The sequence below is a fragment of the Streptomyces sp. NPDC053076 genome (genome assembly GCF_044546845.1).
Classification (GTDB): Bacteria; Actinomycetota; Actinomycetes; order Streptomycetales; family Streptomycetaceae; genus Streptomyces.
Map to the genome: position 1 here is coordinate 218,861 of NZ_JBITZL010000009.1, position 18,393 is coordinate 237,253.

Consider the following 18,393-nt stretch of genomic DNA (forward strand, 5'->3'; position numbering starts at 1 on the left):
CGATGGACACCCACGTGATCGCCGCCGCGTTACCCACCCTGGGCTGGGCCGTCCACGGCGGTCTCCTCGTCCGCCGCCTGGCCACTGCCCGCCGTGATCCGCTGACCGGCCTGCACACCCGCGCCGGATGGACCACCCGCGCCGAACAGCTGCTCGCCAAGCACCCCGCAGCCCTGGTCCTCCTGATCGACCTGGACGACTTCAAGGCCACCAACGACACCCACGGCCACGCCGCCGGAGACGCGGTCCTCACCGCCACCGCCCGCAGGCTGAACACCTGGTGTGGCCGCTACGGCATCGCCGGCCGCCTCGGCGGAGACGAGTTCGCTGCGATCATCACCGACCCCGGCCGCACCCCCGGCCTCCAGGCCCTGCAACTCGCCCTGAACGGGCCCCTCGAACACGACGGCCACACCCTGCCGGTCTCGGCATCGGTCGGCCGCTGCTACTGCTCCCACCTGCCGGTGCGGACCCTCACCGACGCCTTGGCCGCCGCCGACGCGGCGATGTACGCGGTCAAGGGCCACGGCAGGCGCAACACCCGCCCATGACGGCCCCCGGAGCGGCCTCGGTCGCCAAACTTCCGCCGCTCCGGGCGCCTGCACCACTTCCAGATCCACCGGACCCGAAAGGGAAACCTCATGATGCCCCAGCACACGCCGCCCGCGCGGATCTGCCGCGACTGCGACGGCTTCGCCGCCGCCCACATCACCACCGGCAGCCGCCACCGTGACGGCACCCGCGTCACCCTCCGCGTGGCCTGCCCGGCCTGCAAGGGTTCGGACACCGCGCCTGCCGCCTGCCTCGCCCGCGTCGGGAGGTGACCGCAGCCATGAGGACCATCACCACCTCCGCCCACCTGGAGCCGGACACCACCGCCCGCCTGAGCGTGTTCGCCCCCACGCCCGAGGACGAAGGCTTCATCAGCCTCCGTGTCGGAGGCGAGTTCGTCGACCTTGCCCTGATCGCCCGTCCGGGCACTGCCGACGCCCTGCGCGCCCTGGCTCGCGTCGCCGAGGAAGCCGCCTCGGTCCTCGACCGGATCGCCGAAACCGCGGACGGTGCCGCGTGACCGACGCCGCCACCATGGCGGGCCTGGACCCGGCCACCCTCGCCGACGTGCTGAGGCTGGCCGGGTCATACGGCTTCGACCTTCTCCAAGAGCAGATCCGCCGCACCGGCGGCTGCACCGACCCCATCCGCCTGATGGGCTCGACCGTCACCCGCGACGCGGCCACCGGCCAGGTCCTGCACTCGTACTCGACCGACACCGAACCCGGCGGCATCCTCCGCGTCGCCTGCGGCAACCGGCGGGCCTCCCGCTGCCCCGCCTGCGCCTGGACCTACGCCGGGGACACCTACCACCTCATCCGCGCCGGCCTCGTCGGCGACCCCGCCAAGGGCACCCCTGAAACGATCCGGGACCACCCGCGGGTCTTCGCCACCCTCACCGCGCCCTCGTTCGGCCCGGTCCACAACCGGCCCGGCAACCGGCCCTGCCGCTGCGGCACCCACCACCAGGAGGACGCCCCCGAACTCGGCACCCCTCTCGACCCCGACACGTACGACTACGCGGGCGCCGTGCTCTGGAACAACCACGCCTCCGATCTGTGGCGCTACTTCACGATCTACCTGCGCCGCGAGATCGCCAAGCGAGCGGGACTCACGCAGAAGGCCGCTCGCGAACAGTCGCGGGTCTCCTTCGGCAAGGTCGCCGAATACCAGAAGCGCGGGGCCGTCCACTTTCACGCCGTGATCCGCTTCGACGGCCCCGAAGGACCCGACAGCCCGCCCCCGGCCTGGGCAACCCTCAACCTGCTCACCGACGCCATCCATGCCGCCGCCGCCCGCGTCGCCGTCGACGTACCCCCGGCCACCTACCAGCCCGACCCCGAGCAGCCGGCGCGCACTCAGCCGGCCCGCACGCTGCGGTGGGGCACCCAGCTCGACGTCCAGCCGATCGGTGCCTTCGGCCACGGTGAGGAGATCACCGAACAGGCCGTCGCCTCCTATGTCGCCAAGTACGCCACCAAGGCCGCCGAGACCACCGGCACCGTGGACCGCCGCATCGGCAACAAAGAGGCCCTGGCCCTCCTCGAGGTGCCCGAGCACCCGGCCCGGCTCATCGCCGCCTGCCTCGACCTCCACCCGCTCTACCCCGACCGGAAGTTACGCGACTGGGCGCACATGCTCGGCTTCCGCGGCCACTTCTCCACCAAGTCCCGCCGCTACTCCACCACCCTCGGCGCACTGCGCCAGGTCCGCGCCGACTACCGCGCCGCCCAGCAACGCGCCGCCCTCGGCCTGCCCGGCCCCGACGACGAGGAAGCCACCACCCTCACCCTCGCCCACTGGACCTACGCCGGCCACGGCCACACTCCCGGCGAATCCTGGCTCGCCGCCAATATCCGCCGCGACATCCAACACAACCGCGAGATCGCCCGCGAAGAGCTACACGCCTTGCACGCCTTGGAAGGAGCCGCAGAATGACCACCGCTGTCCCGGAACTGCTGACCGTGCCGGAGGTCATGGCCCGGCTTAAGATCGGCCGCTCCAAGGTCTACGACCTGATCCGCTCGCGCCGCCTGACCTCGATCAAGATCGACGGTGCTCGCCGCATCCCCGCCGGCGCCGTCCAGGACTTCATCCTCGGCCAGATCGAGGAGGCCGCCTGATGGCCGGCGAGCGCAAGCGCAACCCGAACGGCGCCGGCACCATCACCAAGCGCAAGGACGGCCGTTACCAGTGCGCGGTGTACGTGCTCCAGCCCGACGGCACCCGTGCCCGCAAGTTCGCCTACGGCAAGACCTGGGCCGAGTGCGACACCAAACGTCGGGAACTGCTCGCTAAGGTCGACCAGGGCGTGCCTGTGCCCACCCGGTCGGCCAAGCTCGCCGAGTGGCTGCCGTACTGGCTGGAGCACTTCATCAAGCCCAACCGCAAGCGGACGACGTACAGCAAGTACGCGATGCACGTGCGCCTCTACCTCGTGCCGCTGCTCGGCTCCAAGAGCCTGGAAGCCCTGGGCCCCCGCCACGTGCGGACGTTCGTCGCCGAGGTGTCGCGCCGGGCCTCCCCGGCCACGGCCAAAGAGGCGCACCGCGTGCTGCGGACCGCCCTCACCGCGGCCTGCCGTGAGGAGCTGGTGACGCGGAACGCCGCATCGCTCGTAGAGGCCCCGAAGGTGCCCCGCCGGGAGCTGACTCCCTGGACGCTGGACGAAACGCTGAGGTTCCTGGAAGAGGCCCGCCGCGATCCGCTGTACGCCGCCTTCGTCCTGGCGGTCTCCATGGGCCTACGGCGCGGCGAGATCCTGGGGCTCCGCTGGTCGGACGTGGACCTCGACCATCGGGTGCTGCGGATCAGTAATCAGGTGCAGCGCGTGGGCGGGGAGCTCTACGAGGACACCACCAAGAGCGGCCGGGCGCGTCCCGTACCCCTCCCCCTGATCTGCCTGGCGGCGCTCCGCTGGCACCGGATGCGGCAGAGGGAGGCCGCGCGGCTCAAGGGGGTCGAGCTGTCCCCGTCCGCGTACGTCTTCACGACCCGCACCGGCCGCCCGATCGACCCGCAGAACGTCAACCGGTCGTTCTTCCGCATCACCGACGCCGCCGGCCTTCGCCGCATCCGTCTGCACGACGCCCGGCACGGCTGCGCCACGCTCCTCACGGCGGCCGGTGTCGCGCCCCGCGTCGTGATGGAGATCCTGGGCCACAGCCAGATCAGCATCACGATGGACGTCTACACGCACGTCACCTCGGACACGCAGCGCGAGGCCATCAGCCACATGGACCGCCTGCTCAGGCGCCGTGTCGATCGTGAGTGACCGCCCCGGTTGATGTCACCCGTGGATGTCGAACGCCCCGGACCGATCATCGGCCGGGGCGTTCGCGCTGTTCAACCCAAGAGCCCCCTGTCGGATTCGAACCGACGACCTTCGCTTTACAAGAGCGGCGCTCTGACCAGCTGAGCTAAGGAGGCCCGTACGCGCGTGTGGCGCGTCCGTGCCTGTGCAGTGTACCCACGTCCCGGCGCGGCCTCGTCGAAAATTTCGGCGAAGTTCACAGGGGTGGAAGTACTGACAGAGCGAGTGAACGGCAGGTACCGTCCTGACCCAGTTCACCTGTGTGGACTACACCAACCACCTTCCTACAACGGATCGTCCGGCACGTTCCTGCCGGTAGAAGGGGGCCCATTCACCATGGCCACTGTCACGTTCGACAAGGCGACCCGGATCTACCCGGGTTCCACCAAGCCCGCCGTCGACGGTCTCGACATCGCGATCGAGGACGGCGAGTTCCTCGTCCTGGTCGGCCCGTCGGGTTGCGGAAAGTCCACCTCCCTGCGGATGCTCGCGGGCCTGGAGGACGTCAACGGCGGCGCCATCCGCATCGGTGACCGCGACGTCACGCACCTGCCGCCCAAGGACCGGGACATCGCCATGGTGTTCCAGAACTACGCGCTCTACCCGCACATGTCGGTCGCGGACAACATGGGCTTCGCGCTCAAGATCGCCGGTGTCAACAAGGCGGAGATCCGGCAGAAGGTCGAGGAGGCCGCGAAGATCCTCGACCTCACCGAGTACCTCGACCGCAAGCCGAAGGCGCTCTCCGGTGGTCAGCGTCAGCGTGTCGCCATGGGCCGCGCGATCGTCCGTGAGCCGCAGGTCTTCCTCATGGACGAGCCGCTGTCCAACCTGGACGCCAAGCTCCGTGTGTCGACGCGCACCCAGATCGCGTCCCTCCAGCGCCGTCTCGGCATCACCACCGTCTACGTCACCCACGACCAGGTCGAGGCCATGACGATGGGCGACCGGGTGGCCGTGCTGAAGGACGGTCTGCTCCAGCAGGTCGACTCGCCGCGCAACATGTACGACAAGCCCGCGAACCTCTTCGTCGCCGGCTTCATCGGCTCCCCCGCCATGAACCTGGTCGAGGTCCCGATCACCGACGGCGGCGTGAAGTTCGGCAACAGCGTGGTCCCCGTCAACCGGGAGGCCCTGAAGACCGCCGCCGACAAGGGTGACCGCACGGTGACCGTGGGCGTCCGTCCCGAGCACTTCGACGTGGTCGAGCTGGGCGGCGGTGCCGCCGCGTCCCTGACGAAGGACAGCGCGGACGCCCCGGCGGGCCTCGCCGTCTCGGTGAACGTCGTCGAGGAGCTGGGCGCCGACGGCTACGTCTACGGCACCGCCGAGGTCAGCGGCGAGGTCAAGGACCTGGTCGTCCGCGTCAACGGCCGCCAGGTACCGGAGAAGGGCTCCACGCTGCACGTCGTGCCGCGGCCCGGCGAGATCCACGTGTTCTCCACGACCACGGGCGAGCGGCTGTCCGACTGACCCGCGCCACGACGGACGACAGGGCCCCGCGGCCGGACCGCGGGGCCCTTCGCATGGGGCGCGGCGTGGGGTGCGGATACCCCGGCACAGCAACCATTTCGGGCGGCGGTCGTCAACCCGTTACCCAGAAAGCGGCGCGATCTCATCCCCCATAAGGGTGACACAGGGTCTTCGCGTCGTCACCGGGCGCTACCCTCACACGCGTGAAGCACTCCACCACCCCACAGACGCGACGCGGCCACCGGGGCGGCCCTGCCCGCCGGATCGGCCGCACTCTCGCCCTCGTCCTGCCCGTCGTCCTGGTGCTCTCCGGGACTCTCGCGGTCACCCGGGTCAACTGGACGGGAAACCCCGCCGGCTCGGTGCTGACCGCCTCCGACGTCTCGTCGGCGGAGCTCCCCGCCAAGACGGCCGCCCGTGCCCCGCAGGACGTGCTCCGCGACCAGCTGATGACCGAGCTCCAGGACAAGGACCCCGGCGTGGTCCTCACCCACCTCCAGCGCGCCGTCAACGGGCACCCCGCGCTGGCCCGGCACTGCTCCTCCATCGCCCGTGCCCTCGGCACGGCCGCGGTGCGCATCTACGGCGCCTCGCGCGCCCAGTCGTACGCCCGCCCGGTGTGCGACACGGCCTTCGCCTCGGGCGTCCTCGCCGCGCACAGCTGAGCCCGGCCGGGCCGAGAGGCCGACCGGGCCGGGAGGTCGGCCGGGCTGAGAGGTCGGCAGCGGCCGGCAGGCCGGCAGCGGCTCCCCGCGGAGCACGCTGCCGCCGACGCACAGCGCTGGGGCGCCACGTACAGTGCGGTCATGACCCATCCGAACGCCACGTCGCGCCCCACTCAAGCCGTGGTCCTGGCCGGTGGCCAGGGCTCTCGGCTGCGTCCGTACACCGACGACCGGCCCAAGCCGATGGTCGAGATCCCCGGCACGGGCACTCCGATCATCGGCCACCAGCTGACCTGGCTCGCCGAGGAGGGTGTGACGGACGTGGTGGTCTCCTGCGGCCACCTCGCCGACGTCCTGCAGAAGTGGCTCGACTCGGCCGACCTGCCCGTCTCCGTGACCACCGTGGTGGAGAGCGAGCCCCTCGGCCGCGGCGGTGGCCTGCGGTACGCGGCAGCGCATCTGCCCCATCCCGACCGGGCCTGGTACGCCACGAACGGCGACATCTGGACGCGGTTCTCCCTGCGGGACATGGCCGACTTCCACGCCGAGCGGGACGCGCTCGCGACCTTGGCGCTGGCTCGTCCGCGGATCCCGTGGGGAGCGGTGCAGACCGACGGGTTCGGGCACATCACCGACTTCATCGAGGCGCCGCCGTCGGCGTTCGAGATCAACGCGGGTGTGTACGTGTTCTCGCCCGAGTTCGCCTCCCTGCTGCCCGAGCGGGGGGATCACGAGCGGACGACGTTCCCGCGGCTGGCCCGGGAGAAGAAGCTGGCCGGGTTCCCCATTCCGCAGGGGGCGTACTGGCGGGCCATCGACACGGCCAAGGACCTGACGGAAGCGGCCAGGGAATTGGCGGCTCTGGGACGGTAGCCCGGGCGCGTCGCGGGTGCTGTCGGCACAGCGCCCGCGCCTCTCGGGAATCACGCAGCGAAAGGGCCCCGTACCTACCCGGTACGGGGCCCTTCGCGATCCGACCGCCTAGTGCTGTGGCCGGAAAGGTTTGCCGAAAGCTCGCGGCGTCCGGTGCGGTGCATCGCAAGGCGGAGCATCACCCGCGTACTGGATGTACTCGGGTGATGCGACAACGCGGCGAGGTGCCGTGCCGGGCGCCGCGAGCCGGTGAACCTTTCCGGTCACAGCACTAGCCCAGCAGCCCGCCCACCAGGCCCTGCTGACCGGAGGAGGAGGTGCCGCCCGAGCCGGTGGTGCCGCCCGTCGACGTCGTGCCGCCGCCGGAGGTGCTCGTGCCACCCGTGCTCGTCGGACCCGCCGTCGTGCTCGGGACGCCCCCCGTGGGAGAGGTCTGGCGGGGCGGGACCTGGCCCGTGGTGCCCTGTGTCTGGCTGGGCGTCGTGGTGGTGGTGCCGGTGCTACGGCTCGTCCCCGGGGTCGTCGCCGTTCCGGAGGGGCTCGCGCCGGCCGTGGCGTCGTCCGTCGGCGAGGAGGAGGCCGCCGGGGTCTCCTTGTGCCGCTTTCCGGGCTTCTGCGGGAGCGGGGAGCCGGGGAGCTGGTTGCGGGGCGCCTCGCCGGGGCCAGGGACGACCACGCGGCTGGAGTCACGGACCGCGCCGCCCAGCAGGGAGCCGACGAGCAGGGTGAGGCCGACCGTGACGGCGGTGATCAGCGCGCCACGGCGCAGCACGTAGCGGCGCAGCTCCCACAGGTCGGACCGGGGACCGAGCCGGCGCCAGGCGCCGCCCGCGAGGCGGCCGTCCACGGAGTAGACGGGGGCGCCGGCGATGACCAGCGGCGACCAGGCGGCGAGGTAGATGATGTCGGGGGCGTCGTAGACCGGGACCGTCTTCCAGCTGACGGTGACGATCAGGGCGGCCGAGAGCAGGGCGCCCACGACCGCGGCCACGCGCTGCCAGCAGCCCAGGATGGTCAGGACACCGACGACGACCTGGAGGAAGGCGATGACCAGACCGGAGCCGACCGGGTGTTGCAGGGCGAACTGGCGCAGCGGCTCGGCGACGTCCCAGGGGTGCAGGGTGTTGAGCCACTTGACCATGGAGCCGCGCTTGCCGCCGTCGAAGTAGACGGGGTCGCACAGCTTGCCCATGCCGGCGTAGATGGAGATGAAGCCGAGGAAGATGCGCAGCGGCAGGAGGACGACGCCGAGGTTCATCCGGCGGCCCGGGTAGTAGGCGTGCCGGGCCGGGTCGTCGCCCTGGCGCCTGACGGGCCGCGGGTCGTCGGCGTCCGGGTCGGTGCCGGAGTCGGAGTCGGTGTCGGCCGGGTAGGTGTCGTACGGCTCGTAGCCGGCGTCGGTGTAGGACGGGTCGTCGTAGGCGCCGGTGACCGTGCGCATGTGCGGCAGCAGGCGGGTGCCGTCCGGGGCGGTGCGCTGGTGGCCCATGACCGGCGTCTCGACGGTCTGGTCGAATCCGTCGTAGGTGTCGGCGTACCCCGTCTGGACGCGCGGGATGACCTGGGTGGCGCCGGCCTCGGGCTCGTCGGCGTGGCGGACGCTGCTGCCTCGCACGGCCTGGAGAAGCCGGTGGGCGCCGGTGTCGTCGGGGGCGGACTTGCCGCTCCACACGACGGGGCGGCGGCGGCCGGTGGCGGCTGCCCGGCCCGCCGTGCCCACGACGGGCATCCGGGCGGCTTCCTGGCCGGCGCTCAGGTGCCGGGAGATCCGCGGGGATTGGGTGCCCCTCGCCGTCGCGCCCAGCTGCACGCGGAAGCTGGCGTGATTGACGATGACCTGCGCCGGATCGCTCGGCACCTTCACCATGCTCAGCGCGGGAGCGTCGTCGAATCCCGACGAGCGGTCCCCCGTGGGTGTGCGGGGTGTTCTGGTGTCCACACTCATCTAACCGAGTGACGTGACGTTAGGACACTGCTTTGACCGGCCGGATGTGTCCGGGCTCCGTCAAGCCCACTCCGAGCGCCATATGGGCGCCTCAATTACCCCGTGAGGGTGAAGTTCCGGACGGGTGTTCAGTCCCGTCCGGATCCTTGTTCAGCTCCGCCTGCGCGCCGCCTCGTACAGCACGATGCCCGCGGCCACACCGGCGTTGAGCGACTCGGCGCCGCCCGGCATCGCGATCCGGACCCGGTAGTCGCAGGTCTCGCCGACCAGGCGGGACAGGCCCTTGCCCTCGCTGCCGACGACGATGGCGACCGGGCCGCCCAGGGCCTCCAGGTCACCGAGTTCGACCTCGCCGTCCGCCGCCAGACCGACCACCGTGAGACCGGCCTTCTTGTACGCCTCCAGAGTCCTGGTGAGGTTGGTGGCGCGGGCGACCGGCGTGCGGGCGGCCGTACCGGCGGAGGACTTCCAGGCGCCGGCGGTCATGCCGGCCGAGCGGCGCTCGGGGACGATCACGCCGTGGCCGCCGAAGGCGGAGACCGAGCGGACGACGGCGCCCAGGTTGCGCGGGTCGGTCACGCCGTCGAGGGCGACCACCAGCGGGTCCTCGCCCCCGTCGGCCGCGGCGTCGAGCAGGTCCTCCGCATGCGCGTACTCGTACGGCGGGACCTGCAGGACCAGGCCCTGGTGGTTGAGGCCGTTCGTCATGCGGTCCAGCTCGGGGCGCGGCGCCTCCATGAGGTTGATGCCGCCCCGCTCGGCGGTGAGCTGGAGGGCCTCGCGGACGCGCTCGTCGCTGTCGATGAACTGCTGGACGTAGAGGGTCGAGGCGGGCACGCCCTCGCGGAGCGCCTCGACCACGGGGTTGCGGCCGACGACCAGCTCGGAGGCGGACTTGCCGCCGCGCCCGCGGGCCGTGGGGCGGCGTACGGCCTGCTTGGCCTTGGCGTTGGCGATGCGGTTCTTCTTGTGGCCCTTGCGCATCTCGGCCGGCGGGGTCGGCCCCCTGCCCTCCAGGCCCTTGCGTCGCTGGCCGCCACTGCCGACCTGCGCGCCCTTCTTGCCGGACATGCGACGGTTGTTCGCGGCCATGACCTACCTGTCTCTGTGGTGCGTGCGGATGCGTACGTCTTTGCAGTGTGCCGCCCGGAGGGCCGGGCGGCACAATCGATCAAGCGCCGGAGCTCAGCGCGGGCCGAGACTCCAGCGGGGTCCCTGGGGGCCGTCCTCGATGACGAGTCCCGCCTGGCCCAGCTGGTCGCGGATGGCGTCGGCGGTGGCCCAGTCCTTGCGGGCGCGGGCCGATTCGCGCTGGTCCAGCACCAGGCGGACGAGGCTGTCGACCACGCCGTGCAGGTCCTCGCCCCGGTCGCCGCCCTCGCCGACCCAGTGCGGGTCGAGCGGGTCGAGACCGAGGACGCCGAGCATGGCACGCACCTCTGCGAGCCGGGCGACGGCGGCTTCCTTGTCGTCGGCGGCCAGTGCGCTGTTGCCCTGCCGGACGGTGGTGTGCACGACGGCGAGGGCCTGCGGGACGCCCAGGTCGTCGTCCATCGCCTCGGCGAAGGCGGGGGGGACCTCGGCGGCCGGGTCGACGGTCTTCCCGGTCAGCTCGGTGACCCGCTGGACGAAGCCCTCGATCCGCGCGAACGCGGACTCGGCCTCGCGCAGCGACTCCTCGCTGTACTCGATCATCGAGCGGTAGTGCGGGGTGCCGAGGTAGTAGCGCAGGACGACCGGGCGCCACCGCTTGACCATCTCGCTGACCAGGACGCTGTTGCCGAGCGACTTGGACATCTTGTCGCCGGCCATGGTGACCCAGGCGTTGTGCACCCAGTACTGGGCGAAGTCGTCGCCGAAGGCCCTGGCCTGGGCGATCTCGTTCTCGTGGTGCGGGAAGATCAGGTCGAGGCCGCCGCCGTGGACGTCGAAGGCGGTGCCCAGGTACTTGTGGGCCATCGCCGAGCACTCCAGGTGCCAGCCGGGGCGGCCGGGGCCCCAGGGGGTCGGCCAGGTCGGCTCGCCCGGCTTCGCCGCCTTCCACATGGCGAAGTCGCGTGGGTCCCGCTTGCCGGTCTCGCCCTCGCCGGACGGCTGGAGCAGGTTGTCCAGCTCCTGCCGGGACAGCTGGAGGTAACCGGGAAAGGACCGCACGTCGAAGTAGACGTTGCCGTCGGCCTCGTAGGCGTGCCCGCGCTCGATGAGGCCCTGCATCATCTCGATCATCTCGGTGATGTGACCGGTGGCGCGCGGCTCGTACGTCGGCGGCAGGCAACCGAGGGCGCTGTAGCCCTCGTTGAACGCGCGCTCGTTCTCGTACCCGATCGACCACCAGGGCCGGTTCTGCTCGCGGCTCTTGGCGATGATCTTGTCGTCGATGTCGGTGACGTTGCGGACGAACGTCACCTCGTAGCCGCGGTACTCGAACCAGCGGCGCATGATGTCGAAGTTGAGGCCCGAGCGGATGTGGCCGATATGGGGTGCCGCCTGCACGGTGGCGCCACACAGGTAGATCGAGACACAGCCCGGCTTGAGCGGGGTGAAGTCACGGATCTGCCGGGCGCTGGTGTCGTACAGGCGAATAGTCACCACTCCAGGGTAGTGGGCGCCGGGCAGTGCCATGCGCCTCCCCGGCGGGAAGGCGTTTCACGTCCCGGGGGAGGCGCGCCGGCCCGGAGGCGTCCCCCTCACATACTCCCGACGACCTTGCGCGGCCGGACGCGTACGACCACCCGCTGAGCGTCCCGGGCCGAGGCCGGGTTGAAGTCCGCGTAGTCCTTGCCGGTGTACTTGCGGCTCAGTTCGTCGATGAGTTCCGGGCCGCCGTCCGTCGTCAGCTCGGCGATGCCGCGGATCTCGGCGTACTCGTACGGCTCCTCGGGGTTCATCACGACGACCGTCACCCGGGAGTCGCGCTCCAGGTTCAGATACTTGCGCCGGTCGACCGTGGTGGAGAAGAGGACGTCGTCGCCGTCGCGCTTCACCCAGACCGGGGACATCTGCGGGCTGCCGTCGGGCTGGATGGTGCCGACGACGATGAACACCTTGTCGTCGAGCACGGACTTCAGGCGGTCGGACAGAGCGGCGGACATGGGCACCCTCCGGAGTGCAGGGATGACTGGTGGTCGTGTGGGTACCCTCGCACGCCGTCAGCTCACCCGCACGACAAGTGCCGTCGCCACCGCCATCAGTCCCTCCCCGCGGCCCGGGAAGCCGAGGCCGTCGGTCGTCGCTCCGGAGACGGACACCGGTGCGCCGGCCGCCTCGGAGAGGATCTTCTGCGCCTCGTCACGGCGCTTGCCGATCTTCGGGCGGGGGCCGACCACCTGGACGGCGATGTTGCCGATGACGAAGCCCGCCTCGCGCACGATCCGGGCGGCCTCGGTGAGCAGGGCGACCCCGGAGGCGCCGGACCACTCCGGGCGGCCGGTGCCGAAGTGCTGCCCGAGGTCACCGAGCCCGGCGGCGGAGAAGAGCGCGTTGCAGGCCGCGTGGGCGACGACGTCGGCGTCGGAGTGCCCGGCCAGACCGGCCCCCTCCCCTTCCCACTTCAGGCCCGCGCACCACAGCTCGCGGCCCTCCTCGAAGGCGTGGATGTCGGTGCCGATGCCGACCTGGGGAAGCGCGAAGGGAAGCTCAGAAGCCATCGTTCAGCCTCCTGCGGGCCAGGACCGCCTCGGCGAGGACCAGGTCCAGGGGGCGGGTGACCTTGAACGCCTCCTCGTGGCCGGGAACGACCACGACCGTCAGGCCCAGCTGCTCGACCATGCTCGCGTCGTCGGTGACGTCGCCGGTGACCGTCTCGTGGGCGCGGACCAGGGTCGCCCGGTCGAAACCCTGCGGCGTCTGGACGGCACGCAGCCGGGCCCGCGCCGGGGTGGCGACGACCGGTTCCGGGTCACCGGCGACGGCCGCGGGCTCGACCTCCTTGACCGTGTCGGCCAGCGGCAGCGCGGGCACCACGGCAGGGGCGCCGTCGCGTACGGCCTCGATGACCGCGTCGACCGTGTCGACCGGGACGAGCGGGCGGGCCGCGTCGTGCACGAGGACGATCCTGTGCTCCGGCGGCAGCGCGTCCAGGCCGAGGCGGACCGACTCCTGGCGCGACTCACCGCCGGGCACGACCAGGAAGTCCGTGCGCTCGGGCAGCGCGTGCGCGTCGAGCAGGGACCTGACCTCGGCGGCGCCGTCCGGCGGGGCCACGACGATCACCAGCGAGACACGGCGGGACGCGGCGAGGGCGCGGACCGCGTGGATGAGCATGGGCGTTCCGTTGAGCGCGCGGAGCGCCTTGGGGGCGCCCGGACCGAGGCGCACGCCCCGGCCGGCGGCGGGAATCACGGCGGCGACGGGGGTCTGCACGGGCGTGGGGCGTGATTCGTCAGACATCGGATCCTGTCAGGTTTGTGTGCTCGACCTACGTGGGTATGGCCTGAGGAGTGCCGGGCGCGATGCCTTGACCGGACCCTTTCCGTGACCCTGGTCGAGCCTTCCGCCCGGGCCCGGCACGTCACGTGCCAGGGGGTTGATCCAAAGAGTTCCCCGGAGAACACCCGCTGCGGGGACGAACATGCCGCAGCGCCCGGCGACAGGATCAGTGTCATCGGGCACCGCGGCATTTCACTGTGCTGAGCGTGCCGGAAGCGAGGGTTCGCTGCCGCTGCGCGTCAGGAGGCGAGCACCTCGTCGAGCAGGGCCTCGGCCTTGTCCTCGTTCGTGTTCTCCGCGAGAGCCAGCTCGCTCACCAGAATCTGGCGAGCCTTGGCGAGCATGCGCTTCTCACCGGCGGACAGTCCGCGCTCGCGCTCGCGACGCCACAGGTCGCGCACGACCTCCGCGACCTTGATGACATCGCCGGAGGCGAGCTTCTCCAGGTTTGCCTTGTAACGACGGGACCAGTTCGTGGGCTCCTCGGCGTACGGCGCGCGCAGCACCTCGAAGACCCGGTCCAGTCCATCCTGACCGACCACATCACGCACGCCGACGAACTCCGCATTGTCCGCTGGCACACGTACCGTCAGGTCACCCTGGGCGACCTTCAGCACCAAGTAGGTCTTGTCCACGCCTTTGATCTGGCGAGTTTCGATAGCCTCGATCAGCGCGGCCCCGTGATGGGGATAGACCACGGTGTCGCCAACCTTGAACGTCATGTGACAGGTACCCCTTCCGTGGCTATCCAGAGTAACACGGATACGGCGTCTTCTGAATGGCGTTTTCGCAGGTCAGGGCATATCTCGGGGCTTGACAACAGCAACCGGAACGTGCTGCGAGGAGCCTGCGGAAGCGGGTATTCGCAGGTCGGAGGGGCTCTCCAGGCAGGGGGAAACGCGTACGTTACACACCCCGCGAGCCCGTTCCAAGTGGCGGAACGTCCCGATTTGTCTGATCCCAAGCGTACGACTTCCGCTACTCCGTTCGGTGACCGGAGGGGGATGTGAGACGAATCCAGAATTGATCAACGGCTGCCGAAGGGGTGCTCCGTGATCGATATCGGGGGGGGTCCGCGCATTCCTCCACGGAAATTTCGCAAGGGGTGATGAGAGGGCGCACCGTCGCGTTATGTGAATGACAGACGAGCGGTTCAGCAATGTGACCGGGGAGTCACATGAGCCCCGGCGGGTACCCCCACCTGGAGGGAAGGGCAGGTCTTGGGGGAGGGTCGGGTGCGGTGGCGTGGGGACGGCTCGGTAACCTAAGGCCGCTGACAGACACTCAGGGTGGCTTTATCAGGGAGCCGCCCGTGCGTTCAAGGAGTTGCCGCCGCCGTGAGCAGCAGCCTTCGACGCGGCGCCCTCGCCGCCTCCGCCATCGTCTTCTCGATCGCCTCGCTCGCCGCCTGTGGCGCCGGCAACGACGCGCAGACCCTGGAGATCAAGCCGGACAACGCGGCGACCAGCGTGGGCGACATCAAGATCCAGAATGCCCTGGTCATCACCCAGCCCGACCTGAAGTCGACGGGCCCCGCGGTGATCTCCGCGACCGTGTTCAACTCCGGCAGCAGCCCCGAGACCCTCCAGTCGGTCGTCCTGGAGGGCAGCGGCACGTCCGCCGAGCTGAAGGCGCCCAAGGGCCAGAGCCTGTCCGTCCCGGCGGGCGGCTCTCTGATCCTCGGCGGCCAGGGCAACGCCTCCGCGGCGCTGCCCAGCGGCCGTGAGTCCGTCCAGGACGGCAACGCACAGAAGATCACCTTCACCTTCAGCAAGACCGGCAAGGTCAGCCTGAGCGCCTTCGTGGTTCCGGCCACCAGCTACTTCGACAAGTGGGGGCCGTCCCAGATCCCGTCCGCCTCCGCCTCGGCGTCGGCCTCGGCGTCCGGCACCGGCGCCCCGGGCGCGAGCGCCTCCAGCAGCGGCAAGCCGGGCAAGAGCGGCAAGCCGACCCCGTCCGGCTCCGCCTCCGGCTCCCCCGTCACCCCGGGCGGCTCGGCCTCGCAGTCGGCCGCCGGCCACTGACCAGCCGTACGACGAAGGGCGGCACCCCGCAGCGGGGTGCCGCCCTTCGTCGTACGCGTCCGCCGCCGCTCCGCCGACCGGACGGTTGACGGCGCTACCGGCGCAAGCGCTTCACCGCACGGCCGACACGGTCGGTCTACGGCTCGAACTTGTAACCCAGCCCCCGCACCGTCACCAGGTACCGCGGCGCGCCCGGGTCCGGCTCGATCTTGGCGCGCAGGCGCTTGACGTGGACGTCGAGGGTCTTGGTGTCGCCCACGTAGTCGGCGCCCCAGACCCGGTCGATGAGCTGCATGCGGGTGAGCACGCGGCCCGCGTTGCGCAGGAGCATCTCCAGCAGGTCGAACTCCTTCAGCGGCAGGTCGACCTTGGAGCCGGCCACCGTCACCACGTGGCGGTCGACGTCCATGCGGACCGGGCCCGCCTCCAGTGCGGCCGGGGTGACCTCCTCCGGCTCGCCGCGGCGGCGCAGCACCGCCCGGATGCGGGCGACCAGCTCGCGGGAGGAGAAGGGCTTGGTGACGTAGTCATCCGCTCCTATTTCGAGACCGACGACCTTGTCGATCTCACTGTCCTTCGCGGTCACCATGATCACGGGGACGTTGGAGCGGCCGCGCAGCTGGCGGCAGACCTCGGTGCCGGGCAGGCCCGGCAGCATCAGGTCGAGCAGGACCAGATCGGCGCCGTTGCGCTCGAACTCGTCCAGGCCGTCGGGGCCGGTCGCCGCGACGGCGACCTCGAAGCCCTCCTTGCGGAGCATGTACGACAGGGCGTCGGAGAAGGACTCCTCGTCCTCGACGACGAGCACTCGGGTCACGGAAGGACCTCCGGGGCGGGAAGCGGTTCGTACGGGGATGAGTCGGAGGCCCCGGCCTCGTCTTCGAGATCGGGGTGCTGTTGCGCGCGGTCGCGTGCCGCGCCCGCCTCCGGCAGTCTGAGGGTGAAAGTGGAGCCCTGACCCTCGGCGCTCCAGACCGTGACCTCCCCGCCGTGCGAGGCGACCACGTGCTTGACGATCGCGAGACCCAGACCGGTGCCGCCGGTGGCCCGGGAGCGGGCGGGGTCGACGCGGTAGAAGCGCTCGAAGACGCGCTCCTTGTCCCTCTCGGAGATGCCGATGCCCTGGTCGGTGACGGCGAGTTCGATCATGTCGCCGCCTGGGGCGTTGATCCGGCGGGCGGCTATGCCGACGCGGGTGCGGGCCGGGGAGTAGTTGACGGCGTTCTCGACGAGGTTTCCGAGGGCCGCGGCCAGCTGGCCCCGGTTTCCCCAGACATGCAGATCGGCCGTGCCACCGGCGGCCATGGTGATCTGCTTCGTACCCGCCTGGTGGCGACAGCGGTCCATGGCCTCGGCGACCAGCTCGTCCACCCGGACGGGCTCGGCGTCCTCCAGCGGGTCGTCGTTCTGCACCCGGGAGAGGTCGATCAGCTCCTGGACCAGATTGGTCAGGCGGGTGGCCTCGATCTGCATACGGCCGGCGAAGCGCTGTACCGCCTCGGGGTCGTCGGAGGCGTCCATGACGGCCTCGGAGAGGAGGGAGAGCGCGCCGACGGGCGTCTTCAGCTCATGGCTGACGTTCGCCACGAAGTCGCGTCGTACCGCCTCGATCCTGCGGGCCTCGGTCAGATCCTCGACCAGCAGCAGGACCAGGCGGGAGCCGAGCGGGGCCACGCGCGCGGAGACGGCGAGGGCCTCGCCCCGTCCGGTGCCGCGCCGGGGCAGGTCCAGCTCGACCTGGCGTATCTCCCCGTCCCTCCTGGTGTCCCGGGCCATCTGGAGCATCGGCTCCACGGAGAGTGTGCCGCCGCGCACCAGCCCCAGGGCGTAGGCGGCGGAGCTGGCCTTGACCACGGCGTCGGCCTCGTCGAGGACGACAGCGGAGGAGCGCAGCACCGACAGCACGGTGTCCACGCCGGGCGGGAGTACGGGATCGGTATGCAAAGAAGTCCTGGTCGGTCGCTTCTGGTCGCGTTCGCTCCAGCGGAACGCCAGCACGGCGATGACACCGGTGAGCACCCCGGCGATCGCTGCCGCTGCGGCGACCGCCGCGTTCACGTCCATGCCTCAAGGTTAGGCATGCCGTGCGAGATGCCCACAGCCGTCCGAGGGCGACCTCGAACACTCGTCGCCCAGAGTTCACCTTGGAGCCAGCATTGGTTCATTTGGGGTGGCGGAAACAGACGCGTACGGGGCACAGCGTGGCAGCGTGGGGTTCGTACCGCCGGTTTCGCCAGGGGGCGCACGCGTGACGTGACGGCCCCCCACGACCCCCGAACGACCCCCGAACGATGACGCACGAGAGGGAACCCTGATGCGGGACGCGTACCACGAGGAACTGGACTCGATCGGCGACGGACTGGTGGAGATGGCCCGGCTGGTCGGATCGGCGATCGGACGCGCCACGACCGCCATCCTCGACGCCGATCTGAAGCTGGCCGAGAGCGTGATCGAGGCCGACCAGAAGGTCGACCAGCTCCAGCACGACCTGGAGGCCCGGGCGATAGCCCTGCTGGCCCGGCAGCAGCCGGTGGCGACGGACCTGCGCATAGTCGTCACCTCGCTGCGGATGTCCGCCGACCTGGAGCGCTCCGGCGACCTCGCCCAGCACGTGGCGAAGCTTGCGCGGCTGCGCTTCCCCTCGCGGGCGGTCCCGCAGGACCTGCACGCCACCATCCTGGAGATGGGCCAGCTCGCCCAGCGCCTGATGGCCAAGGCGGCCGAGGTCATCATCACGAAGGACGTCGACCTCGCCCTCCAGCTGGAGCAGGACGACGACGAGATGGACCTCCTGCACCGCACGCTCTTCCAGCACCTGATCGACGAGCGCTGGAAGCACGGCATCGAGACGGCCGTGGACGTCACCCTGCTGGGCCGCTACTACGAGCGGTACGCCGACCACGCCGTGGCCGTCGCCAAGCGCGTGGTCTACCTGGTCACCGGTGAGCACGCGGACGATCTTCAGCAGGACATCCAGCCGGTGACGGGCATCGAGGGCGCGTAACCGCCCGGCGGAGCGGGGGGCTTTCCGGCCGGGCGCCTCCGTGCGCCGTTGATGCGCCCGGCCGGGCGGGCATGAAATGGGCGAGGGCACCCCTGCCCCTAGGTCTAGGAGGGACC

At 70.9% G+C, this 18,393-nt stretch carries 20 protein-coding genes and 1 tRNA gene; 11 read left to right on the forward strand and 10 right to left on the reverse strand.

All coding sequences use genetic code 11. The annotated features are described in order from the left end of the window. The first annotated feature begins 2 nt into the window (after positions 1-2). The 6 genes from ACIGYR_RS31840 (at position 3) to ACIGYR_RS31865 (ending at position 3,826) form a co-directional block, all read left to right on the forward strand. A complete protein-coding gene (locus tag ACIGYR_RS31840) occupies positions 3-551 on the forward strand; it encodes a GGDEF domain-containing protein (RefSeq protein WP_391846513.1) in 549 nt (182 codons plus the stop codon). A 93-nt stretch (positions 552-644) separates the two neighbouring features. Next, positions 645-824, forward strand: coding sequence for a hypothetical protein (locus tag ACIGYR_RS31845; RefSeq protein ID WP_399606352.1), 180 nt, complete (start codon positions 645-647; stop codon positions 822-824). An 8-nt stretch (positions 825-832) separates the two neighbouring features. Next, positions 833-1,072, forward strand: a complete 240-nt coding sequence (locus ACIGYR_RS31850; protein ID WP_399605963.1) for a hypothetical protein — start codon at positions 833-835, stop codon at positions 1,070-1,072. Next, on the forward strand, positions 1,069-2,490 hold the full coding sequence (gene repSA / locus ACIGYR_RS31855; protein ID WP_399605960.1) for a replication initiator protein RepSA: 1,422 nt from the start codon (positions 1,069-1,071) through the stop codon (positions 2,488-2,490). The genes ACIGYR_RS31850 and repSA overlap by 4 nt, the downstream gene beginning before the upstream one ends. Then, complete coding sequence (locus tag ACIGYR_RS31860; RefSeq protein ID WP_399605958.1) at positions 2,487-2,675, forward strand: helix-turn-helix domain-containing protein; 189 nt, start codon at positions 2,487-2,489, stop codon at positions 2,673-2,675. The genes repSA and ACIGYR_RS31860 overlap by 4 nt, the downstream gene beginning before the upstream one ends. Beyond that, on the forward strand, positions 2,675-3,826 hold the full coding sequence (locus tag ACIGYR_RS31865; protein ID WP_399605955.1) for a tyrosine-type recombinase/integrase: 1,152 nt from the start codon (positions 2,675-2,677) through the stop codon (positions 3,824-3,826). Before ACIGYR_RS31860 ends, ACIGYR_RS31865 begins: the two co-directional genes overlap by 1 nt. Before the next feature lie 81 nt (positions 3,827-3,907). Here ACIGYR_RS31865 and ACIGYR_RS31870 read toward each other — a convergent pair. After that, positions 3,908-3,981: transfer RNA gene (locus tag ACIGYR_RS31870), tRNA-Thr, on the reverse strand. A 220-nt stretch (positions 3,982-4,201) separates the two neighbouring features. Here ACIGYR_RS31870 and ACIGYR_RS31875 point away from each other — a divergent pair. The 3 genes from ACIGYR_RS31875 (at position 4,202) to ACIGYR_RS31885 (ending at position 6,876) form a co-directional block, all read left to right on the forward strand. Continuing rightward, entirely contained in the window at positions 4,202-5,338 is a 1,137-nt protein-coding gene (locus ACIGYR_RS31875) for an ABC transporter ATP-binding protein (RefSeq protein ID WP_391846503.1), read from the forward strand. A gap of 203 nt (positions 5,339-5,541) precedes the next feature. Beyond that, entirely contained in the window at positions 5,542-6,003 is a 462-nt protein-coding gene (locus tag ACIGYR_RS31880) for a hypothetical protein (RefSeq protein WP_399605951.1), read from the forward strand. Between the two features lie 141 nt (positions 6,004-6,144). Then, a complete protein-coding gene (locus ACIGYR_RS31885) occupies positions 6,145-6,876 on the forward strand; it encodes an NDP-sugar synthase (RefSeq protein ID WP_391846500.1) in 732 nt (243 codons plus the stop codon). Positions 6,877-7,147: 271 nt separating this feature from the next. Here the strand turns inward: ACIGYR_RS31885 and ACIGYR_RS31890 are convergent, their stop codons facing one another. From ACIGYR_RS31890 to ACIGYR_RS31920, 7 genes are all read right to left on the reverse strand, one after another. Next, a complete protein-coding gene (locus tag ACIGYR_RS31890; protein ID WP_399605947.1) occupies positions 7,148-8,821 on the reverse strand; it encodes a DoxX family protein in 1,674 nt (557 codons plus the stop codon). Between the two features lie 150 nt (positions 8,822-8,971). After that, positions 8,972-9,913, reverse strand: coding sequence for a 23S rRNA (guanosine(2251)-2'-O)-methyltransferase RlmB (gene rlmB / locus ACIGYR_RS31895; RefSeq protein WP_399605944.1), 942 nt, complete (start codon positions 9,911-9,913; stop codon positions 8,972-8,974). A 93-nt stretch (positions 9,914-10,006) separates the two neighbouring features. Further along, the gene (gene cysS / locus ACIGYR_RS31900; RefSeq protein ID WP_391846494.1) at positions 10,007-11,410 is read right to left on the reverse strand and encodes a cysteine--tRNA ligase; all 1,404 of its coding nucleotides are present in this window, start codon (positions 11,408-11,410) and stop codon (positions 10,007-10,009) included. A 98-nt stretch (positions 11,411-11,508) separates the two neighbouring features. Next, complete coding sequence (locus ACIGYR_RS31905) at positions 11,509-11,913, reverse strand: PPOX class F420-dependent oxidoreductase (RefSeq protein WP_399605940.1); 405 nt, start codon at positions 11,911-11,913, stop codon at positions 11,509-11,511. 57 nt (positions 11,914-11,970) lie between these two features. Further along, entirely contained in the window at positions 11,971-12,468 is a 498-nt protein-coding gene (gene ispF / locus ACIGYR_RS31910; protein ID WP_391846491.1) for a 2-C-methyl-D-erythritol 2,4-cyclodiphosphate synthase, read from the reverse strand. Beyond that, complete coding sequence (gene ispD, locus ACIGYR_RS31915) at positions 12,458-13,210, reverse strand: 2-C-methyl-D-erythritol 4-phosphate cytidylyltransferase (protein ID WP_399605936.1); 753 nt, start codon at positions 13,208-13,210, stop codon at positions 12,458-12,460. The genes ispF and ispD overlap by 11 nt, the downstream gene beginning before the upstream one ends. A gap of 278 nt (positions 13,211-13,488) precedes the next feature. Then, positions 13,489-13,971 carry a CarD family transcriptional regulator gene (locus ACIGYR_RS31920; protein ID WP_003953493.1) on the reverse strand — a complete coding sequence of 161 codons (483 nt, stop codon included), beginning with the start codon at positions 13,969-13,971 and terminating at the stop codon, positions 13,489-13,491. Between the two features lie 615 nt (positions 13,972-14,586). Between ACIGYR_RS31920 and ACIGYR_RS31925 the strand changes: the two genes are divergently transcribed. Further along, on the forward strand, positions 14,587-15,273 hold the full coding sequence (locus tag ACIGYR_RS31925; RefSeq protein WP_399605933.1) for a DUF461 domain-containing protein: 687 nt from the start codon (positions 14,587-14,589) through the stop codon (positions 15,271-15,273). A gap of 136 nt (positions 15,274-15,409) precedes the next feature. Here the strand turns inward: ACIGYR_RS31925 and ACIGYR_RS31930 are convergent, their stop codons facing one another. Beyond that, positions 15,410-16,090, reverse strand: coding sequence for a response regulator transcription factor (locus ACIGYR_RS31930; RefSeq protein ID WP_030342036.1), 681 nt, complete (start codon positions 16,088-16,090; stop codon positions 15,410-15,412). Then, positions 16,087-17,337, reverse strand: a complete 1,251-nt coding sequence (locus ACIGYR_RS31935; protein WP_399605930.1) for a sensor histidine kinase — start codon at positions 17,335-17,337, stop codon at positions 16,087-16,089. Before ACIGYR_RS31935 ends, ACIGYR_RS31930 begins: the two co-directional genes overlap by 4 nt. A 250-nt stretch (positions 17,338-17,587) precedes the next feature. Here ACIGYR_RS31935 and phoU point away from each other — a divergent pair, with 250 nt between their 5' ends. After that, entirely contained in the window at positions 17,588-18,277 is a 690-nt protein-coding gene (phoU, locus tag ACIGYR_RS31940; protein ID WP_399605928.1) for a phosphate signaling complex protein PhoU, read from the forward strand. Positions 18,278-18,393 lie beyond the last annotated feature (116 nt).